The 21,492-nt window shown below is 38.1% G+C and carries 22 protein-coding genes and 1 riboswitch; of the genes, 18 read left to right on the top strand and 4 right to left on the bottom strand.

The window, feature by feature from the left end:
• Nucleotides 1–13: 13 nt before the first annotated feature.
• Nucleotides 14–400 carry a helix-turn-helix domain-containing protein gene (locus PFY10_18005; protein WBV56095.1) on the bottom strand — a complete coding sequence of 129 codons (387 nt, stop codon included), beginning with the start codon at nucleotides 398–400 and terminating at the stop codon, nucleotides 14–16.
• A gap of 92 nt (nucleotides 401–492) precedes the next feature.
• On the opposite strand from PFY10_18005, the gene PFY10_18000 reads away from it, so the two are divergent.
• On the top strand, nucleotides 493–1,482 hold the full coding sequence (locus tag PFY10_18000; GenBank protein WBV56094.1) for an NADP-dependent oxidoreductase: 990 nt from the start codon (nucleotides 493–495) through the stop codon (nucleotides 1,480–1,482).
• A 3-nt stretch (nucleotides 1,483–1,485) separates the two neighbouring features.
• The gene (locus PFY10_17995; protein ID WBV56093.1) at nucleotides 1,486–1,956 is read left to right on the top strand and encodes a cupin domain-containing protein; all 471 of its coding nucleotides are present in this window, start codon (nucleotides 1,486–1,488) and stop codon (nucleotides 1,954–1,956) included.
• Nucleotides 1,957–2,067: 111 nt separating this feature from the next.
• Here PFY10_17995 and PFY10_17990 read toward each other — a convergent pair whose 3' ends face one another.
• Nucleotides 2,068–2,538 (bottom strand): thiol:disulfide interchange protein, encoded by a 471-nt coding sequence (locus PFY10_17990; protein ID WBV56092.1) that lies wholly within the window; start codon nucleotides 2,536–2,538, stop codon nucleotides 2,068–2,070.
• The gene (locus PFY10_17985; GenBank protein ID WBV56091.1) at nucleotides 2,535–4,604 is read right to left on the bottom strand and encodes a TonB-dependent receptor; all 2,070 of its coding nucleotides are present in this window, start codon (nucleotides 4,602–4,604) and stop codon (nucleotides 2,535–2,537) included. Before PFY10_17985 ends, PFY10_17990 begins: the two co-directional genes overlap by 4 nt.
• A 118-nt stretch (nucleotides 4,605–4,722) precedes the next feature.
• Here PFY10_17985 and PFY10_17980 point away from each other — a divergent pair, with 118 nt between their 5' ends.
• The 7 genes from PFY10_17980 (at nucleotide 4,723) to PFY10_17950 (ending at nucleotide 12,400) form a co-directional block, all read left to right on the top strand.
• Complete coding sequence (locus PFY10_17980; GenBank protein ID WBV56090.1) at nucleotides 4,723–5,874, top strand: homogentisate 1,2-dioxygenase; 1,152 nt, start codon at nucleotides 4,723–4,725, stop codon at nucleotides 5,872–5,874.
• A gap of 65 nt (nucleotides 5,875–5,939) precedes the next feature.
• On the top strand, nucleotides 5,940–7,214 hold the full coding sequence (locus PFY10_17975) for a 4-hydroxybutyrate CoA-transferase (GenBank protein ID WBV56089.1): 1,275 nt from the start codon (nucleotides 5,940–5,942) through the stop codon (nucleotides 7,212–7,214).
• Nucleotides 7,215–7,324: 110 nt separating this feature from the next.
• A complete protein-coding gene (locus tag PFY10_17970) occupies nucleotides 7,325–8,104 on the top strand; it encodes a hypothetical protein (GenBank protein WBV56088.1) in 780 nt (259 codons plus the stop codon).
• A gap of 229 nt (nucleotides 8,105–8,333) precedes the next feature.
• A complete protein-coding gene (hppD, locus tag PFY10_17965; protein ID WBV56087.1) occupies nucleotides 8,334–9,464 on the top strand; it encodes a 4-hydroxyphenylpyruvate dioxygenase in 1,131 nt (376 codons plus the stop codon).
• 69 nt (nucleotides 9,465–9,533) lie between these two features.
• Nucleotides 9,534–9,989, top strand: coding sequence for a hypothetical protein (locus tag PFY10_17960; protein WBV56086.1), 456 nt, complete (start codon nucleotides 9,534–9,536; stop codon nucleotides 9,987–9,989).
• Nucleotides 9,990–10,206: 217 nt separating this feature from the next.
• Nucleotides 10,207–11,454, top strand: a complete 1,248-nt coding sequence (gene fahA, locus PFY10_17955; protein WBV56085.1) for a fumarylacetoacetase — start codon at nucleotides 10,207–10,209, stop codon at nucleotides 11,452–11,454.
• 109 nt (nucleotides 11,455–11,563) lie between these two features.
• Complete coding sequence (locus tag PFY10_17950) at nucleotides 11,564–12,400, top strand: flavin reductase family protein (GenBank protein ID WBV56084.1); 837 nt, start codon at nucleotides 11,564–11,566, stop codon at nucleotides 12,398–12,400.
• Nucleotides 12,401–12,460: 60 nt separating this feature from the next.
• Here the strand turns inward: PFY10_17950 and PFY10_17945 are convergent, their stop codons facing one another.
• Nucleotides 12,461–13,309: an alpha/beta fold hydrolase gene (locus tag PFY10_17945; GenBank protein ID WBV56083.1), complete on the bottom strand. Its 849-nt coding sequence runs from the start codon at nucleotides 13,307–13,309 to the stop codon at nucleotides 12,461–12,463.
• 136 nt (nucleotides 13,310–13,445) lie between these two features.
• On the opposite strand from PFY10_17945, the gene PFY10_17940 reads away from it, so the two are divergent.
• The 9 genes from PFY10_17940 (at nucleotide 13,446) to hxpB (ending at nucleotide 21,492) form a co-directional block, all read left to right on the top strand.
• On the top strand, nucleotides 13,446–14,219 hold the full coding sequence (locus PFY10_17940) for an aminotransferase class I and II (GenBank protein WBV56082.1): 774 nt from the start codon (nucleotides 13,446–13,448) through the stop codon (nucleotides 14,217–14,219).
• Nucleotides 14,206–14,589: a DUF3037 domain-containing protein gene (locus tag PFY10_17935; protein WBV56081.1), complete on the top strand. Its 384-nt coding sequence runs from the start codon at nucleotides 14,206–14,208 to the stop codon at nucleotides 14,587–14,589. The genes PFY10_17940 and PFY10_17935 overlap by 14 nt, the downstream gene beginning before the upstream one ends.
• Nucleotides 14,590–14,608: 19 nt before the next feature.
• Nucleotides 14,609–15,646, top strand: a complete 1,038-nt coding sequence (locus tag PFY10_17930) for an alpha/beta hydrolase (GenBank protein ID WBV56080.1) — start codon at nucleotides 14,609–14,611, stop codon at nucleotides 15,644–15,646.
• A gap of 244 nt (nucleotides 15,647–15,890) precedes the next feature.
• Nucleotides 15,891–17,732, top strand: a complete 1,842-nt coding sequence (locus PFY10_17925) for a carbon starvation protein A (GenBank protein ID WBV56079.1) — start codon at nucleotides 15,891–15,893, stop codon at nucleotides 17,730–17,732.
• A gap of 55 nt (nucleotides 17,733–17,787) precedes the next feature.
• Nucleotides 17,788–17,880, top strand: a riboswitch (TPP riboswitch).
• A 58-nt stretch (nucleotides 17,881–17,938) separates the two neighbouring features.
• The gene (gene thiM / locus PFY10_17920; GenBank protein WBV56078.1) at nucleotides 17,939–18,733 is read left to right on the top strand and encodes a hydroxyethylthiazole kinase; all 795 of its coding nucleotides are present in this window, start codon (nucleotides 17,939–17,941) and stop codon (nucleotides 18,731–18,733) included.
• Nucleotides 18,733–19,368, top strand: a complete 636-nt coding sequence (thiE, locus tag PFY10_17915) for a thiamine phosphate synthase (protein WBV56077.1) — start codon at nucleotides 18,733–18,735, stop codon at nucleotides 19,366–19,368. Before thiM ends, thiE begins: the two co-directional genes overlap by 1 nt.
• A gap of 9 nt (nucleotides 19,369–19,377) precedes the next feature.
• Nucleotides 19,378–20,211, top strand: coding sequence for a bifunctional hydroxymethylpyrimidine kinase/phosphomethylpyrimidine kinase (gene thiD, locus PFY10_17910; protein WBV56076.1), 834 nt, complete (start codon nucleotides 19,378–19,380; stop codon nucleotides 20,209–20,211).
• On the top strand, nucleotides 20,198–20,848 hold the full coding sequence (gene tenA, locus PFY10_17905) for a thiaminase II (GenBank protein ID WBV56075.1): 651 nt from the start codon (nucleotides 20,198–20,200) through the stop codon (nucleotides 20,846–20,848). The genes thiD and tenA overlap by 14 nt, the downstream gene beginning before the upstream one ends.
• Nucleotides 20,839–21,492 (top strand): hexitol phosphatase HxpB, encoded by a 654-nt coding sequence (hxpB, locus tag PFY10_17900; protein WBV56074.1) that lies wholly within the window; start codon nucleotides 20,839–20,841, stop codon nucleotides 21,490–21,492. Before tenA ends, hxpB begins: the two co-directional genes overlap by 10 nt.

Below are 21,492 nucleotides of genomic sequence, written 5' to 3'. Positions count from 1 at the left end.
ATTCTTTAATTAATCATTTCTGATCCCCCATCGACTGTCTGATCTTCTCGCGGTGGATAATTCCCCAATTTACTAAAGTTTCGGTAACAGGAAGTACCGATTTTCCGTAATCAGTAACCGCATAGGTTACAGTAATAGGTTTGGTATCCTGGATTGTACGCGTAATGAGTAAGTTCATTTCCAGTTCTTTCAATTCCTTGCTCAGCATTTTTGCAGAAATACCATCGATTCCTCTCTGAAGCTTTTTAAAATGGATCAACTGAGCCGTACGGTTCGTTAAATAACGCAGGATCATCAATTTCCATTTTCCACCTAAAACATCCAGACTATCCCGCATTGCGAATAATTCTTCAGTACAGGTTGCTTCCCGCTCAACTCCGTTTTCTATAATTTTTGACATAATAGTATCCTTAAAGTTACTAGTTACCAATAGTTAACTAGTAGCAAATATAAACTATTCCTGTTTTACATTTGTCTTATAAATTGATTATGATGAAAGCAGTAATACTTAATAAAGATTTCAGATTAGAAGATGGGACGGTTGAAAAGCCCCAACCCAAAAATAATGAAGTTCTGATTCAGATCAAAGCAAGCGGATTTAATCCAATCGACTATCAGATGCTCGAAAACGAACTCGAGAAAAGATTGATAAGCTCCCCCGTTTTAGGACGTGAGCTTTCCGGAATCATTGTCGAAAAAGGATCCGATGTTTCCGAATTTGAAATTGGAGACGAAATATTCTGTGGCAGTGGTTCCATGGGAAGCAATGGTTCTTATGCCGAATACATCAGCGTCCCTGCAGCAATCGTAGTTTTAAAGCCTAAAAACATTTCATTTGAACAGGCTGCTACTATTCCATCTGTGGGGATGACGGCTTTGCAGACTTTTAACCGCTTGCAGTTGAAGCCTGCTGACACAGTATTGGTTACAGGTGCTACTGGAGGTGTAGGATCTTTTTTTATCAAACTCTTAATTGCTAACCACTTTAAAAATGTGGTTGCAACGGTAGGATCGGAAGAAAACAGAATGCTATTGCTGGAGATGGGTCTTCACCATGATCAGATTGTAAACTATAAAGAAACTCATCTTCCTGAAAAATTACTCAAAGCGAATGGAAATCAGCCTTTCGATATTGGAGTAGATCTTGTGGGTGAGGGTATGTCTGAAGTGACGGCCAAAGTACTGAAAGTTCATGGAATGTATGTGGATGTTACTGCGCTAATTAGCAAAGAAGCCAAGGAAATCCTTTTTAATAAAGGAAATATTATTATGAACATTTCTAACTACACCTACAGTATGACAAAGAACTACGATTACTATAAAGACAGTTTAACAAAAATCTCAAATCTCATTGAAGATCACTTGATTGTCCCGCCCAAATATAAGATCGTTGGAAACTTATCTCTGGAAACCGTTCTTAAAGCCCATCAGATGCTTAAAAACAACCTCACCCGAGGGAATAAATTAATTATGACCCATTAAGTTATGAATAGAATACCAAGACGCATTGTAACGGGAAGTCAAAATGGGAAGTCAACTATTATTGAAGACCATGAAGTAGAAAATACGGTAGAGCATTTACCCGGACTGATTATTTCAGATCTCTGGAATACACAAAAGACTCCTGCAAGCATGGATTTTGAAGCCCCGATCCCAAACACAGGATTCCCTCAGACACCAAAAAACGGCACCTACTTTCGCTATGTGGTTATACCTCCTGATAAAAATCTGGGTGTTGAATTTAAACCAGGAGAACCTCATCCGATGATGCACCGAACGCAGACACTAGATTACATCATTATTCTTTCAGGTGAGCTTTATCTGATCATGGAGGAGGGTGAAACGCTTCTTAAAGCAGGAGATATTGTTATCCAAAGGGGGACAAATCACGCATGGAGCAATCGTTCCGATAAATCTTGTATTCAGTTGGCAGTTTTGATTGATGGAGGAGAGTAATTGAAAGACGTAAGAATTTAATCGTTAAAGGATCAACGTCCTTTTCATAATTAAAAACTTATTTAATCGATAAAAATTCCTCGCAGATTGAGATAAATTCGGCGGGGAAATTTAATTGTACAAAGCCGAAATTTCTTCAAGTTTCTTCTTCATCTTTTCCGGTTTAAATTCGCCTTCATGGTAATACACCAAATTCTGGTTGGCATCCAATATGATCCAGAGCGGATAAACCGGCTGGCTTTTATTTTTAGACAGTGCTAAAGCCAGTTCATGAATCCCGGAATTCCCATTAGGAAGATAATGAAACTCTTTTCCTTCAAAGTTGATTTTTTCTTTCGTCTTTTCCGCTTCAAAATTGATAAAATAGAAATGATCATTAATTATAGTGACAAGCTCCTTATCTTTATTCAGATTGAAAGATTCGATTTTACAAATAGCACACCACCCGGTATACAAATGAATGATAACAGGCTTTTTCTGATTATTCCGCAATGTTTCAAGTTCAGAAAAAGTGCCCTCTCTCATCTTTTGAGAAAGACCAAAGAAGGGCACTAACATTAAAAATAAAATCAATATTTTCATTTCAAAGTATATCTTATTCCCAAAAATCCACGTATCCTCTGCATTGGTGCGTAACCATATGCCGTATCAAACTTGTAGTTATTGGGATTATTAATAGGATCATTGACATGCTGGTCAAACGGATCAAAAGGTCTCATCAAAGGATCTTTTGGAGTAAAGTTGAACAGATTCTTGATTCCGCAGTACACTTCAAATCCTGACTTAAATGCTTTTGAAACCTGGATATTAGCTAACGAATAAAAAGGTGAATATTCCGGACGGAAATCATCCGGAAGAACCGGAAGACGCATAGGTCCGTAGAACTGTCCGGTAAAATCTAATGTCAAAGCATTCGGAAATTTATACGTCAGACTATACGTTCCACTCCATTTCGGTGCATGAAGCTGCTGAACTTTAGAATTGCCATCATCCAGTTTCTGAAATACTTCAAGGTAAGTCACCCCAAGATTGACACTTAAGGGAAAACTGAAACTGAAATCCACATTCATAGAAACTCCCTTAGAAATCCCATATCCATGAAGGTTGTCATAAATAATTTTATCAGGATCCGTGTCGAAATCACCCACGATCTTATTACTGAAGTAGGTATAAAAAGCTGAAGCGTCAAGGTTAATCAGGCGATTACCCACAGGAATCTTCCAGATGTAATTTAAATTTCCATTGATCGATTTTTCAGGCTTTAAATCAGATTTAATAACAACCTCACGGGAACCTGTTAATGCAGCATGATCCTCGGTAAATAAATTCACTACCCTAAAGCCGGTTCCAAAATTAAACCGTAACGTGTGGTAGGGATTAGGAGAAAATTTCCATGCAAATCTGGGAGAATGAACAGAATGATGTATTTTATCGTAATCATACCTGTAGCCCAGTAATATTGTGTTTTTAGAATCCAAATCCCACTGATCCTGGATGAAGGCACCCAAAATAGGAGATTTCATAGGTTGATTGATGAGTCCGTCTGCAGACGAAGTTCCCGGAGTATTGTCATCATAAAATGTCCTCTTGTAGGTAACTCCTAAGATCAGATCATGATTTCCGAATTTTCTATCCCAGTAAGTCTGTACAAAAGCAACTTTCTGTTGTGCGTCATAAGGATTGGTACCATAAAACGAATCCTGGTTATGATAATTGTATGAAAACTGGGTAATGATCTGCTCTTTCAATGGCCATTGGTATACCCCTAAGGCTTCTACCCTATTTGTATAAATACTTTCACCATATATTTTGTCACCACCCCTATCAGCCTTTGTCCACTGCATCTCACCGCCGAACCGATCTTCATAGAGATACCTCAGTGCTAAGCTTGCCAGTCTGTTCTCTTTTCTCTGGAAGTTCCATTTGTTGAAAACAGAAATTCTGTTCTGTAGTGTGGCATCCGTAAAATTATCTTTGTTCTGGTCTATTCTTTTGGTAAAGTTAAAATAGTTCAAACTCAATAAAGAGGCGGCTTTCTTACCTACGTTAAATTTGGTAGATAAATCTATATTATCTTCACTCCAGGTACTTGTCATTACATCCAGACTTAATTTAGGAGCTGTTAAAGCATTCTTTGTGATGATATTAATCACTCCACCCATAGCCTCAGATCCATAAATTGATGAAGCCGGACCTTTTACCACTTCTATCCTGTCGACCAGGCTGTTGGGTATCCCACTAAGCCCGTAAACAGTAGATAACGAGCTCACAATAGGCATCCCGTCAATAAGGATCATTGTATAAGGACCTTCAAGACCGTTGATATGGATATCTCCGGTATTACAAACCGAGCAATTGAGCTGAGGGCGGACTCCGTTAACCATTGAAATCGCTTCAAAAATATTCGGAGTAGGATTTTTCTGGAAAAACTTCTGGCTATAGATTTCTACAGCTACAGGGCTTTTGGATCTGCTGATAGGTTTTATGGTTCCTGTCACCACCACATCATCGATCAGCTTTGTTTTGATCTCTTTTTTAGCAACAGAAATAGAATCAGGCCTTTGATTTTGATTTAAAGTTAAACTATCTGTTTCCTGAGAAAAACAATAAGAGGATAAAAGTACACCAGAAAATAATATTCGCTTCATGAAATAATAATTGTTAGGCAAATCTAACAATTATTTTCGAAACAAAAAACTCTATGATAAATATCCTCTAAAATAATTCGTCAAAAATTATTAAATTTGAGAAAATATAAAGGTAAAAATGAGATATAACCAGTCCGGGAAAATCCCACAGAAAAGACATACGATTTTTAAATCTCCTGAAGATAAATTCTACTATGAACAACTTTTCGGAACGGAAGGGTTTCATGGTATTTCCTCTTTGCTTTATCATATCCACCGTCCTACACAGATCAAATCTATAGGTACACCAAAAGATGTAACTCCGAAAATTGCGGTAGAAAAAAATGTGACTCCGCGAATGTTTAAGGGGATGCAGGTGACTCCTGAAGACGATTTTCTGGACAGCAGAAAATTCCTTTTGGTCAATAACGACTTGAAAATGGGATTATCAAAGCCAAGAAAATCTACGGATTATTTCTATAAAAATGCAGAGTGTGATGAGCTTTTGTTCGTTCATGAAGGAAAAGGTGTTTTAAAAACCTTTGTTGGAAATCTCGAGTTCTCAACCGGTGATTACCTCATTATACCAAGAGGAACCATCTATCAGGTGGAAATCCAGTCAGAGAATACTGTATTTTTTGTTCTTGAAAGTCATTCTCCGATCTATACTCCGAAACGTTACCGAAATGAATTCGGGCAACTCCTGGAACACTCTCCTTTCTGCGAAAGAGATATCATTGCCCCTACCTTCGTTGAACCTAAAGACGAAAAAGGAGAATTTCTCATCAAAGTAAAAAAAGAAAATCAGATTACCGATTTCATTTATGCAACTCATCCATTTGACGTGGTGGGCTGGGACGGTTACTTCTACCCTTATAAATTTAATATCAAGAATTTTGAACCGATTACAGGGAGAATACATCAACCACCACCAATCCATCAGAACTTTGAAGGGCATAATTTCGTAGTCTGCTCATTCTGTGCCAGAATGTACGACTACCATCCATTAGCCATTCCTGCACCGTATAACCATTCCAATATCGATTCCGATGAGGTCTTATTCTATACTGAAGGGGACTTTATGAGCCGTAACCATGTTGATCTGATGGACTTCAGTCTTCATCCGGGAGGAATTGTTCATGGGCCACATCCGGGAGCTATGGAAAGAAGCATCGGAAAGAAATTCACAGAAGAATACGCTGTAATGGTAGATCCTTTCCGTCCTTTAAAAATCACGGAAGAAGCAATGAAGGTGGAAGATCCTACATACAAAACTTCCTGGCTGGAATAAATCCGGATAAACACAAATAACCGCAGGCAGCACGCGGTATAAATATTATTTCAAAAAAATTCAATATGTACAATTATATTAGTGCAGAGGAAGCCGTATATACAGTAAAAAGTGGTAATCGCGTATTTTTTCACGGGAGTGCCTGTACACCAAATTATCTCATTGACGAGCTTGCGAGACAATCCCACAGGCTGGAAAACGTGGAAATGGTCTCCATTACCCAACAGGGAAATGTGGAAATTGCAAAACCTCAGTACAAGGATAACTTTTTTATTAATTCCCTGTTCGTTTCAACCCCGGTGAGGGAAGCTGTTAATTCAGAGCGTGGAGATTTTGTTCCTGTATTTTTAAGTGAAATTCCGATTTTATTCAGAAATAATATCCTGCCCCTTGATGTTGCATTAATTACCGTTTCTCCTCCTGATAAACATGGTTTTTGTACGCTGGGCACATCTGTAGATGTTGCGAGAGCTGCTGTAGATACAGCGAAAATAATTGTCGCTATTGTTAATCCCCTGATGCCCAGAACACACGGGGATGGAATGATCCATATCAGCCGCATTCATAAGCTTGTGTGGCACGAAGAAGAATTGCCTACTGTAGATTACGGATCCAAGGTGGGGCCTGAAGAAATGCTGGTCGGCAAAAATGTGGCAGAACTGATCGATGACAGATCTACCTTACAAATGGGTATTGGTACAATTCCGGATGCTGTTCTTAAATGCCTGGGTAATCATAAAGATCTGGGGATCCACACCGAAATGCTGAGTGACGGAGTGATAGACCTTATCCAAAATGATGTCATCAACAATAAGTACAAAGGATACAACGATAATAAAACCATTACCAGCTTTTGTTTCGGAACAAGAAAGCTTTACGACTATGTAGATGATAACACCGTATTTGCTTTTAAAGATGTAAGTGATGTGAATTTTCCAATCAACATTATGCGTAACAAAAAAATGGTTGCAATTAATTCGGCTATTGAAATTGATCTTACAGGGCAGGTTTGTGCAGATTCGATAGGCACTTTGCAATACAGTGGTATCGGAGGACAAATGGATTTTATGAGAGGAGCTGCGCTAAGCGAAGGAGGAAAACCTATTATTGCTATCACTTCCAGAACCAAAAAAGGAGTGTCAAGAATTGTCCCTTACCTGAAACAGGGAGCAGGAGTTGTAACTACGAGAGGACATATCCATTATGTTGTCACAGAATATGGAACAGCTTATTTGTATGGAAAAAATCTTCGTCAGCGTGCCCAGGAATTAATCAGTATCGCACACCCTGACGACAGGGAGATGCTGGAAAGAGCAGCCTTTGAAAGATTCAAACATTAAGAGAATTGATATATTTCAAACGGATTTTTAACCGAACAAAAAGGGATTGATAAAAATATCCTATAATTCTTTGGCAGTATTTTTGATAAAAACCTTCTAAAGTCAGGAAATTGAAAACCATATATAACTCAATCCGGGAGGAAATAGTAAAACATTCCAAAATAAAAAATTCAGTTTTAGGTAATGTTAAAGATTGGAAAAGAAGCCATTACATTATTCTCTCTGAAATCATTAAAGAGGAACTTTCAGAATCTGAAGAACTGAAAGGAGGAAGAAAATTTGAAATAGGGAATACCATTTCGCACGTCACTTTACAACGCTTTTTTGAAAATGATTATCAGGATAAAACCCACAATGATCTTCGTTTTTTAAAGACACTCGATAAGATCTGTATCTTTTTAGGATTCAAAGATCTGAACGATTATATTCAGTTTGTCAGAGAAAAAAAACAGGACAATGGTACGGATGATGAAGCATTTTTCAGCAATATGGTCTATCAATACTGCTCTACAGCTTTTAAGTTTTATAAAAAGTTTCCTGAACACGACACCGCACTTTTCAAGGATCTTGTTTTCGATGACTCACCTTTTCTCGAAAGAGCAACCCAGTTTAGCAAAGAATTATGTGAAAGAAAGTTTCAGCTTGTAACCAAGAACAACCGTTCCAACTTTGAGGTTTTTGATATTCACATGGTCACAGACGAACCGGATAAAAAAATACTGGAGACTCAAGAATTCTGGAACCTATTGTTTAAAATAGGGGAAACCGGTGAAGAGAATTTTGTTAACCAACTGAACACCCAGATCTACTTTATCAGAAAGATAGATAACGTCTGGAAAATATGGGATAATTATAATCCCGACGCTGGTAGACTCAACAATAAAAAATGAAAGCCGTAGGAATCTACGGCTTTCAAATTTTCGAAAATATCTTTCTTTCACTTGTCTTTGTATTACAAATGTAATTAACCGAATTGTAATAAATTAAACTTAAAATTACTTAAATGAACTTTTCTTTAAGATTATGTTAACTCAATTTGAGGATTTCCCATTAATACTTTTGCCATATCTAAGATTTTTGTAATTTGCATACCAATAAAAATAAAAGTAAAAAGAAAATATGTCAACACTTACATTTGCCGAAAAAATTGCTCAAGCAGAGAATTTTTTGCCAATTAATGGTACAGATTATATTGAGTTTTATGTAGGAAATGCTAAACAGGCTGCTCATTTTTATAAAACCGCTTTTGGTTTTCAGTCTGTAGCATATGCTGGTCCTGAAACAGGAGTAAGGGATCGTGCTTCTTATGTTCTTCAACAGGGAAAGATAAGATTAATCTTAACGACAGGACTTACCTCTGAATCACCAATCAACGAACATGTAAAAAAACACGGAGATGGAGTAAAAGTTTTAGCACTTTGGGTGGATGACGCTTACAAGGCTTTTGAGGAAACGACAAAAAGAGGTGGTAAGCCTTATTTGGAGCCTGTAACTTTAACGGATGAGCATGGAGAAGTAAAAATGTCCGGAATCTATACATACGGAGAGACCGTTCACATGTTTATTGAAAGAAAAAATTATACAGGACCTTTCATGCCTGGCTACGAGAAGTGGGAAAGTGACTATCAGCCGGAAGAAACAGGTTTATTATATGTAGACCACTGTGTGGGAAATGTAGACTGGAACAGAATGATTCCTACTGTAGAATGGTATGAGAAAGTAATGGGATTTGTGAACATTCTTTCTTTTGATGACAAGCAGATCAATACAGAGTATTCTGCCCTGATGTCTAAAGTAATGTCCAATGGAAACGGATACGCTAAATTCCCGATCAATGAGCCTGCAGAAGGAAAGAAAAAATCTCAGGTAGAAGAATATCTTGATTTCTATGAAGGTGAAGGTGTTCAGCATATTGCTGTTGCTACCAAAGATATTATCCATACGGTAACAGAACTTAAGAAAAGAGGAGTAGAATTCCTTTCCGCACCGCCAGAAGCTTATTATGACATGGTTCCCGAGAGAGTCGGACACATCGATGAGGATCTTAAAAGACTACAGGATTTAGGAATTTTGATCGATCATGATGAGGAAGGTTATCTATTACAGATCTTTACCAAGCCGGTAGAAGACCGTCCTACCCTATTCTTTGAAATCATTGAAAGACATGGCGCACAAAGTTTCGGGGCAGGTAATTTTAAAGCATTATTCGAAGCTTTGGAAAGAGAACAGGAAAAAAGAGGAAATCTTTAATCCCAAATAACAATACTAAGTTTTGTCAGGATGAAAAGTCCTGACAAAACTTTTTTTTAAACACTTAATATGAAAAAAATTGTATTCGGAATTTTATTTTTCAGTGCATTAGGGCTAAAAGCTCAATATGGAACACTGAATGAAATTCTTACCAGACTTGAAGAAAGAAAAGGCATCAATCAACATCTTGAAAATGTAAATATTGATGATAAAAAATTTGTCTTTATCAAAGATTTTGACGACCATACGGAAAGGGATTTCATTATCATAAAAGGAAATAATGCAACCTATGTTGAAGTTTTCGATGATAAAACCACAGGAGAAAGCAGTTCTAATGTTTTTACCGGCGATATCATCAGGAAAAAAAATATTGTTTCTTTAAGAGCCAATATCCTGGAGGGAAAAAAAGTTCCTATGCCGGTAACCAAAACCTTATTATTAACAAGACAGGATAATATCTTATATCTGATTGACGTTAATACTAAAGACAGGTGGATTGACGAAGCCTCTTATTCAAAAAAATAATACAAAATATCTTGAGGGCGCTCGTATTTGCGAAGAGCGTAGTGAGAAGGTAATTTATTTCATATCTCAATATTGAACCGACAGGTGATCATTGGATAACCAGTCAAGGAGTTTTAAGAATATTTAGTTGGAAAACATCGCTTTTCTGCTACGGCCGCTTGAGATATTGGAACCCAAATTTTAACAGATTTATTAATCTTAATTAAATTACAATCTTATGAAATCATTTGTAGAGTATTCCTCAAATTCAGACTTTTCTATACATAATATTCCTTTTGGAGTAGCTGTTTTCAATAAAGAATATATCGGATGCTGCACCAGAATCGGTGATCAGGTCATTGACCTTGCCAGCCTGTATGATCTGGGCTATTTTGAAGATATTGAAGGACTTGAAGATAACGTCTTCGAAGCTTATACCCTTAACGAATTCATTGAATTGGGGAAACCCATTACCAATGCCGTGCGTACTAAAATCCAGGAATTATTACAGGAAGGCTCCACTTTATCAAAAGACCAGAAAACCATAGAAGATGCTTTCTACGAACTGGATCAGGTAAAAATGATAATGCCTCTGCATATTCCAAATTACACCGATTTTTACAGCAGCATCGAACATGCCACCAATGTAGGAAAAATGTTCCGTGATCCTGCCAATGCGTTATTACCCAACTGGAAGCATTTGCCTGTAGGATATCACGGCAGAGCATCGTCCATTGTGATTTCAGGAACTGATATCAACCGTCCCAAAGGCCAGACTAAACCTGCTGATGCAGAAAAGCCGGTATTCGGCCCTTCTAAACAGCTGGACTTTGAACTAGAGATGGCTTTTGTTATCAACAAAAATACGGATATGGGCGAGAGCATTTCCACAAAAGATGCTGAAGATGCAATTTTTGGGATGGTTATTTTTAATGACTGGTCTGCAAGAGATATCCAGGCATGGGAGTATGTTCCGCTTGGACCGTTTTTAGCTAAAAACTTCGGTTCTTCTATTTCTCCATGGGTTGTTACTTTAGAAGCATTAGCTCCTTTCAGAACCGCTTCACCGGTACAGGATCCGGAAGTTTTGGATTACCTGAAGTTTGAAGGTGATAAAAATTATGATATCAACCTTGAAGTATACTTACAGCCTGAAAACGGAGAAGAAAACCTAATTTCTGAAAGCAATTATAAATTCATGTACTGGAATATGACCCAGCAACTGGCACACCACACGGTAAACGGTTGTAATCTTGAAGTTGGTGACCTTTATGCCAGTGGTACTATTTCAGGAAGCGATCCAAAATCATTCGGATCTATGCTTGAACTGACATGGAGAGGCCAAAATCCTATTCAGCTAAGTAATGGCCAGGAAAGAAAATTCATTGAAGATAATGATACCATTACCATGAAAGCATGGGCTGAAAAAGATGGCGTAAGAGTAGGTTTCGGGGAAGTATCTGGTAAAATAATTCCAAGTTTATAAAAAGAGTTAAAAACGTTTGAGCTACTTAAGTTAAAATATTATGGTAAAATTAAGTTCACTTTAGTTTTTCAATTAATATTGGTAAAACTGAAGTGACTTATTATAAAATATGAAAACAGTTATCCCATCTGAAATAACACCGGTTCAATTACAAACGATAATGCAGACCGCTGTTTCACCGAGGCCTATTGCCTTGGCTTCGACAGTTGATAAGAATGGTACTATTAATTTATCGCCTTTCAGCTTTTTCAATATGTTCAGTACCGTTCCACCTATCCTGATTTTTTCACCTTCAAGGAGAGTCCGTGATAACACCACTAAACACACGTTGAAAAATGTTTCAGAGGTTCCAGAGGTGGTAATCGGAACAGTCAATTTTCCTATTGTACAACAAATATCTTTAGCTTCAACAGAATACGGAGACGGGGTTAATGAGTTCATCAAATCCGGCCTTACAATGAAGGACGCTGATCTTGTACAGCCCAAACTGATTGAAGAATGCCCGGTTAATTTTGAATGTAAAGTACTCGAAATAAAACCCCTGGGAGATCAGGGCGGAGCAGGAAATCTGATCATCTGCGAAGTACAGAAGATTCACATAAGGGAAGAATATCTGAATGAGGAAGGCAATCTGGATCAGAAAAAACTGGATATGGTAGCCCGTCTGGGAGTAAACTGGTACTCAAGAAGTAATGAAAACAGTCTTTTTGAAGTTCCTAAACCATTGATAACAAAGGGAATTGGATTTGATCTTCTTCCTATTGAAATACGATACAGTAAAATTTTTACAGGAAATGACCTGGGCATGCTTGCCAACATTGAAGTTTTACCGGACGGTAGTTTTCATTCTGAAGAAAACATTCATCAGGAAGCGCAGAAACTTCTGCTTGAAAGTAAAATTAACGAGGCCTGGAGTATTTTAACCAAGCCGACACAGAATGACTAAACATGAAATCTATAAGATCTAAAATAAAAAAGGAGTGGCAATGCCACTCCTTTTTTATTTTTATTCGTGTACAATCTTATTGTTAATAAAGTCAATACATTTTTCAATAGCTTTATCCAGGTCTTCCGGTAAATCCAGGCTTTCCCAGGGTTCTTTGGCTCCGAATGTATGATTCGCATCTTCAATTAAAAACAATTCAGAATTCGGGTTCAAAATATGGAGATGTTCCGCTTCTTTTGGAGCAACACTTTCATCGTTGGTGCCATGGATAATTAAAATATGAGCTTTTGCCATTTCCATTGCTCTTTCTACATCGAAACGATGCACATTCTCTTCAAAATCTTTATAAAACTGAAAATAATGAGGCATTTCCTGCTTTGTTCTGCCATTCATAACATAATACACACCTTCTTTTTTCCAGTTTTCAAAAGCATTTCCTGTTGGAAAACGCTCAAGGGTATCTACACTTGCAAGGGTAATTAAGCCGTTTATTCTTTCATCTTCGGAGGTTTTTATAATCGAAATACCTCCTCCTCTGCTATGCCCTATTAAAATGACCTTTTGATCATCTACCCTATCATCTGTAATAAAAAAATCAATAACAGCACCGAGATCGGAAAGTTCCTTAGAATAATTATTTTGCCCAAAAGCTTCCAGATCCCCGAAGTTATGAGGATCATTTGTTGTTGTCCCGTTATGGGAGGAATTAAACTTAACAAAGAAAAAACCGGCTTTTGCTATTTTTTCAGCCATACCCCCCCATGCTCCCCAATCTTTATACCCTTTATATCCATGTACAAAAATTACCAGTGGTAATTTTCGTTTACTTTCCGGATAATAAGCATCTGCAAGAAAATCCTTTGTTTCAGGATTTGAAATAACAATATTCTCTTTTTTTATAACTTCCATACTCACTTCTTAAAGAATCAGCCAGAAAAGAACATCTTATCACAAGAATATTTCTTCCACTTTGATGGCTGACATAATTTCAACTAAAAATATTAAAAATAGGAACAAACACAAAGTAAAATCTTATTTTTGCGGTATGTTGGATTTAAGAACAGTAACGGTAATGCGCTACATCCTTCCATTAAGAGAGGGTGGTTCGCTTCCGGCTTTGGCAGAAGCTGATGATGACTTTAAATATGTCCTGAAGTTCCGGGGTGCCGGCCACGGAGTAAAAATGCTGATATCTGAACTTTTAGGAGGAAAAATAACAGAAGTTCTGGGATTAAAAATTCCGGAGCTTGTTTTTGTAAACCTGGATGTAGATTTTGGACGAACGGAAGCTGATGAAGAAATTCAGGATTTGCTAAAATTTTCGGAAGGGCTGAATCTGGGACTTCACTATCTTTCCGGATCGATCACATATGATCCGGGTGTAGTCATCGATCCTCTACTGGCCTCAAAAATAGTATGGCTGGATGCATTCATCACCAACATCGACCGTACTTATAAAAACACCAATCTGCTGATGTGGCATAAGGAACTCTGGGTAATTGATAACGGAGCTTCTTTTTATTTTCATCACTCATGGCAAAACTTTGATGCAGCGGCAAAGACTCCTTTCAAATATGTAAAAGATCATGTTCTTCTTCCCAAAGCTAAAATGCTGGATGAAGCCGACCAATGGGCACATGAGGTTTTAAATGAAAAAGTATTCCGGGAAATTGTAAATCTGATTCCCGAAGATTGGCTACACTGGAACGATGCGGACGAAAGTCCTGAAGAAATCCGTGAGGTGTACTTCCAATTTATGAAAACAAGGCTAGAAAATTCACAAATCTTTGTAAACGAAGCTAAAAATGCAAGAGGATAAAATATACGAATATGCCGTAATACGTCTGGTACCTAAGGTTGAAAGAGAAGAATTTTTCAATATAGGCCTCGTGATGTTTTCAAAAAAAGAAAAATTCATTCGTGTAGATTTTTATCTATGCCCAGATAAATTCAGACTTATGCACAGCAAACTTGACTATGAAGACATTATTCAGAACCTGCAAAGTTTTCAAAAGATTGCCAATGGAGATAAGGATGGTGGACCAATAGCCCTTCTTGATATTCCCGAGCGTTTTCGCTGGTTAACAGCGGTAAGAAGTTCCGTTATACAAACATCAAGGCCTCATCCCGGAAAATCCAAAGACCTTGAAAAAACTTTTGGTAAACTTTTTGAGGAGTTAGTAAAATAACCAATTTCTCAAAAATTATATGGCATCATTCAAAAGCAATATTACAGTATACAGGTTTTATGTAAACCTGTTTTTTATTTTACTTCTGAGCATTTCCCCTGTCGCTTTTTCCCAGAATCAGCTTCAGCCTAAAGCCCCAAAAAGCAGTCTTTTAAAAGAAAGGACCATTTCATCAGAAGATATTTTCTATAAAACCAATAAGGAAGGTTCAATAGCTTTGGATATGTATAGCCCAAAAACAACCTCTGCGGAAAAACATCCTTTGCTTATTTATGTCCATGGAGGTGGATGGGTCGGCGGTGATAAGATCATTCACGCAGATTCCTATATAGAAAACCTTATTCTCAAGCTGGTAGAAAAGGAATATACTGTAATCAGCATCAATTATACTTTAGTGAATAAAGATATCCATTTTCCAAATCCTATCCAGGATACTAAGGATGCTATACGATGGGTCAGAAAGAACGCAGATAAATATCACTTTGATACCAACAATATAGGACTTTTCGGGGCGTCTGCCGGGGCGCATCTTTCATTGCTGGCTGCCTATACACAAGATAATGAATTCGTCGGAGCACCTGAGCTCTCATCTTATTCTGCAAAAGTAAATTATGTAGTCAATAATTTCGGGCCTACTGATCTTAATAAACTTTTACATACCCGTGTGGGAAATGTAGGTGCCTTTTTTATTAGCCTTTTTTCAAAGAAAATTGTTGATCTAAGGGGAAAACTGATCTTAGGAATTTCAGGATACGACATCAAAAAAGACAAGAAGAAAGTCATCAAATACTTTGAAACGCTTTCACCGGTAACCTATGCTGATCTTGCAACCCCAACCCTAACTCTGCAAGGAAATAAGGATAAAATTGTACCTCTCAAACAATCGATACTACTGGAACGAAAACTTGAAGAAAATGAAGTACAAAATAAACTGACTATCGTAGAAGATGGTATACACGGCTTCGGAACCACCGATAAAAACTACCTTAATCAGCTTGTTGATGAAATGGTAGATTTTATTGTTTCTCAGAGAAAGACTAAGCCCAGCAATCATTAATGTTGAAATGAAATATACTTCTAAACTAACAATAAATTATAGTTAACTCAAACGGATAACAATATAAAATATTAATTATCAGACTATTAAATAAGTAATTATTTTCAATTTTTGTTAATTTGCTAGATTAGTATACATATTCTTATTTTTTATTTACAAAATAATTAACTTGGCCATTGTTTAAATTATTCAAAATAAATTAAACAAAAAATTTAATTATTTATTCATAAAAAATCAAGACGATATGGATTTCCTAAATAACATCAACGCCTTAACTTTAGTTTTCACATCGCTCCTTATTTTCGCCATAGCATATCGTATCTATGGAATTTTTCTCGCCAATAAGGTATTACGTCTTAATAACAAAAATACGACTCCTGCATTGGAGTTTGCGGATGGTAAAGACTATGTTGCAACTAATAAGAACGTTCTTTTCGGACATCACTTTGCTGCAATTGCAGCTGCCGGACCATTGGTTGGGCCTGTTCTTGCCGCACAATTCGGATACCTTCCCGGAGCATTGTGGATTCTGATAGGCTGTGTATTAGGAGGTGGTGTTCATGATATGGTCGTTTTGTTCGCATCCGTAAGGCATAAAGGCCAGAGTCTGGCAACCATTGCTTCTAAAGAAATTGGAAAAACAACCGGAACAGTAGCCGGATTTGCCATTCTATTCATTCTCATTCTTACGCTGGCAGGACTATCGTTGGCGTGTATCAATGCTATGCACGAAGCCTCATGGTCATTATTTACCGTAGTGATTACAATGCCTATTGCCATCATTATGGGTCTGATTATGCGCTATCGCAAAAATAGTGTCACTTTTGCCAGTATCCTAGGAGGAGTCCTTCTTATTGCGGGTATTATCGGAGGGCATAACCTGATGCAGAATGAAACCATGCATAATTTGTTCTCCTGGGATATCACCACCATTTCTATAGCTATTCCTTTGTATGGTTTTTTGGCATCCGTTCTACCGGTATGGCTGCTGCTGGTCCCAAGGGATTATCTGTCGACATACCTGAAAATCGGAACTATCATCATGCTTGCTATCGGAGTAATTGTGATCCACCCCACGATACAGATGCCTGCCCTTACACAGTTTGTAAACGGTGGCGGACCCGTGATCGGAGGACCTGTCCTTCCATTCATTTTCATTGTTATCGCATGTGGTGCTATTTCGGGTTTTCACGCTGTTATAGCAACCGGAACAACGCCTAAAATGCTAAATAAAGAAAGGGAAATTCTTTTTGTAGGATATGGAGCAATGCTTGTTGAAGGATTTGTTGCCCTAATGGCATTGATCGCAGCATGTACATTAATGCCCGGAGATTATTTTGCCATAAACACTCCGAAAGACTCTTATGATGCATTTCTGGCTGCTCATCCTTCTTTACACGGAGTTGATATTGATTATTTTTCACAGAAAATCGGGATCGATCTTCATGGCAGAACCGGAGGTGCTGTATCTCTGGCTGTGGGAATGGCTCATATATTCAATAAGATCCCCTATATGGATCAGTTAATGGCTTATTGGTATAATTTTGCAATCATGTTTGAAGCTGTTTTTATTCTTACGGCTATTGACGCAGGAACAAGAGTAGGACGTTTCTTTTTGCAGGAAATGCTGGGTTCTGTAATTCCGAAATTCAATGACAAAAACTGGACCCCGGGGATTATTATCAGTAGTCTGATCTTCACTTTTGCATGGGGATACCTTGTATTTACAGGAAACGTCAGTAGTATCTGGCCATTATTCGGGATCAGCAACCAGCTGCTTGCTGCCTGTGGACTGATCGTCTGTACAACAATGCTCATACGGTTAAACAGAGGCAAATATGCCTTGTGTGCAGCTATACCGGGTGTGTTCATGGCAGGGATCACATTCTGGGCAGGTTATATCCAGGTTACCTCCATTTATATTCCCAAAGGGCAATACTTACTGGCAACACTTGCTGTGGTTGCAATGGTCTTAATGCTTATTGTATTTGTAGGAGCCTTCAGAAAGTGGTATGAGCTTATCAAAATTAATAAATCGGAAATTGATTATTACGGAGAAAGCGTAAAGGAGCTGGTAGAGAGATAAAAGGTTTGGATTACTAATTAATGATAAGGCCATATCTGATATTTTTCTTACATTTGTTATGCTTTAGGGGTATTCTGAGAAGAATTGAGAGAGTCCCTTTGAACCTGATACGGCTTACACCGACGTAGGGAAAAGCAAAAAGACATTCTTTACAATGTACTTTTGTTTTGGATTTTTTCCTGAAGCTATTTATTTAATCAATAATAATGGATAAAAATCTTTGGGAACAAGTACAGCTCGTAAAACAGCAATCCCCCCTTGTACACAATATCACCAATTACGTGGTGATGAATAATACAGCTAATGCCCTTTTGGCTGTGGGAGCTTCTCCGATCATGGCGCATGCAAAATCTGAAATTCATGAAATGGTAAGTATTGCACATTCAGTCGTTATTAACATAGGTACGCTGGATGAATATGGGGCAGAGTCAATGATAATAGCCGCAAAGGCTGCCCATTCATTAAAAAAACCGTGGATTTTGGACCCGGTAGGTGCCGGCGCAACGGGCTTCCGTGATGAGATTTTACACCAGCTTTTACCGTACCGGCCGACTGTAATCAGAGGCAACGCATCAGAAATTATTGCTTTGGCTAAAGCAAACACAATCGTTACAAAAGGAGTTGACAGCACAGCAAAAAGTGACGAAGCGATCAATGCCGCCCAATATCTCGTCAATCAACACGATACGATTGTCTGTATCTCCGGAGCTACAGATATTATTACTGACCGACAGCAGACCTCCTTTATCCGTAACGGGCATCATTTAATGACCAAAGTTACCGGATTAGGCTGCTCGGCAACTGCCCTTATTGGTGCTTTTGCAGGAGTTACCGAAAAGTATTTTGAAGCAACTGCGGCTGCAATGGCATTAATGGGTATCGCAGGTGAACTGGCTGTTTTGGAAAGTAAAGGTCCTGGAAGCCTTCAGGTTAACCTTCTCGATAAATTATATACTATTACCGAAGAGGAGTTTCTCAGTCATCTCAAGTATGAAAGATAATGAATCGACATCCTTTTCCTTACCAGCTTTACCTTGTTATTTCTGAGGCAGATTGTCCCGGAAGAGATTTTTTAAAGGTTGCAGAGCAAGCTATTCTAGGCGGCGTTGATATCATCCAGCTAAGAGAAAAAAACAGCACTCCCGATGAATTCCTCCAAAAAGCCATGCAACTGATAGCAATTACAGAAAAACATCATATTCCACTGATTATTAATGACAACGTAGAAGTGGCCACAAAAGTAAATGCGGCAGGCATCCATGTGGGTAATACCGATGCAAGCCCCGTCTATTTGAGGGAGCAGCCACTCATTCACAATAAAATGATTGGTTACTCCATTGAATATCTCGATCAGCTTGAAAATGATCAGACTGCAGCATCAGACTATCTGGGCATCAGCCCGGTCTTCCGCACGACTACCAAATCAGATACAGTTACTGAATGGGGATTGGAAGGAATAGTAAAAATAAAGCAACTCACCTCAAAGCCCCTTGTTGCTATTGGCAGTGTCAACTTAACCAATGCCAAGGCTATTATGGACGCGGGAGCGGACTGTATTGCCGTGGTTTCTGCAATATGCGGTGCTGATGATCCTCAAAAAGCAGCTTATGAACTCAAAAATGAAATTGTAAAATGAAATTGTAAAATGAAAAAATTTAAATATCCATCCGTATTAACGATAGCAGGATTCGACGGAAGCGGAGGGGCTGGCATCCAGGCTGATATTAAAACCGCTTCTGCCCTGGGATGCTTTTCAACATCGGTATTAACTGCTTTACCGGTCCAGAATACCCAGGGAGTAAGAAAGATATATCCAATTCCTGTAGAAGCAGTAGCTGATCAGATCGAAGCTATTTTAGATGACATTTTTCCTGATGCAATCAAAATCGGAATGGTCCATACTTCCCAGCTTGTGGAAACCATCGTTTCAACACTCGGTAAATATAAAAAGATTCCTATTGTATTCGATCCGGTAATGGTCGCGACAAGTGGACATCGCTTAATAGAAGAAGAGACTATTACCGCTATTACAGAAAAACTTTTCCCTATTGCAGATGTGATTACCCCTAATATGGATGAAGCAGCAATTTTAGCCAGCATGGAGGTGAAAACGCTTGAAGACCTTTATGCAGCAGGAAAACTGATCAAAGGTCTGGGCTGCAAAAGCATTCTTTTAAAAGGCGGACATCAGGACACCTCAACGATTACCTCATTATTCTACGATGAAAATAATCAATACCATACCTTTGAAACCATCAAATTGGCAACCCACAACACCCATGGTTCAGGCTGCACCCTTTCTTCGGCTATAGCAGCATATCTGGCTCAGGGAAAAACCTTATTTGATTCTGTTTCTCTTGGACAACAATATGTTTATAAAGCCATAGAAAATGGAAAAGATGTAGAAACCGGTTTAGGAAACGGCCCGCTTAATCACTTTTTTAACCCTCAAAAACTGATCAAAAATGAAATGGTCTGAACAAACCTGGCAAGCCATTGAAGACAAATACATGTCTATTTTGCAAATGGATTTTATCAAAGAGCTTTCAGCTGGCAATTTGCCGCTTGAAAATTTTAAATTTTACATGGCTCAGGACTCTCTATATCTTGAACATTTTGGACGAACGCTTTCGCTAATTGCTGCTAAGATCCCAGATCTCCAGGATGTTCTTTCTTTTATCAGGTTTGCCGAAAATGCGATCGTGGTCGAAAATGCTTTACATGAATTTTATTTTAAGGATTTTGGTGTTACCGATAAAGGTGTTTTACAGCCTGCATGTCATCACTATATCCATTTTCTGAGGAGTACTGCTGCTCTGGAATGTGTTGAAGTTGCAGTTGCTGCAGTGTTGCCGTGCTTCTGGATCTATAGGGAAGTAGGAAACTTTATCTTTAAATATCAGAACAATATTAATAATCCTTATCAAAAGTGGATCGATACTTATGGCGGAGAGGAATTTTCTGCTGCTGTAGATCATGCCATTGCTATTTGTGATAAGATCGCAGAAAAAGCTACAGATGATACAAGACATAAAATGACAGAAGCTTTTATCATGTCAACCCAAATGGAGTACCATTTTTGGGAAGCGGCCTATGAATTAAAAATATGGAAATAAAACCTGCAAAAGCTGTTATTTTTGATATGGACGGTGTTCTTATCGATAGTGAAAAATTCTGGAAACAAGCGGAGTCCGAAGTATTCAGCTCATTGGGTGTAAAGATTACTGATGAATTCACACAGCTCACTCAGACGATGACTACTGCTGAGGTTACCGAATTCTGGTATAAAAAATACCCTTGGGATAACATTGCATTGGACATTGTGGAACAACAAGTCATCTCAAGGGTCATTGAACTGATCGCAACAAAAGATTGTACTATTGCGGGTATAAAAAAGTTTATAGAAGATTTAAAATCAAAGCAATACAAAATAGGCCTAGCCACCAATTCTCCTTACAGGATCATTCAAACCGTTCTTGATAAAGCGGAGATTGCCCATTTATTCGATCATATTACCTCAGCTGAGTTTGAAGAACATGGTAAGCCTCATCCTGCCGTATATTGTACTTCAGCAAAAAACCTGAAAGTTGACCCTCAACATTGTTTTGTAATAGAGGACAGTCAGTCTGGTATTCTTGCTGCCAAAAATGCAGGAATGACTGTCATTGCTTTTACCAATCAAAATTCAGAAATTTATTTTGATCTCGCAGATCACAGAATAATCAGTTTTGAAGATCCTTTGCCTGCATTGTTCAGGTAG

Origin of the sequence: Chryseobacterium daecheongense (assembly GCA_027920525.1) — a bacterium.
GTDB classification, from domain to species: domain Bacteria; phylum Bacteroidota; class Bacteroidia; order Flavobacteriales; family Weeksellaceae; genus Chryseobacterium; species Chryseobacterium proteolyticum.
Note: the sequence above shows the minus strand (reverse complement) of the source record. Positions and strands in the feature narration are given on the sequence as shown.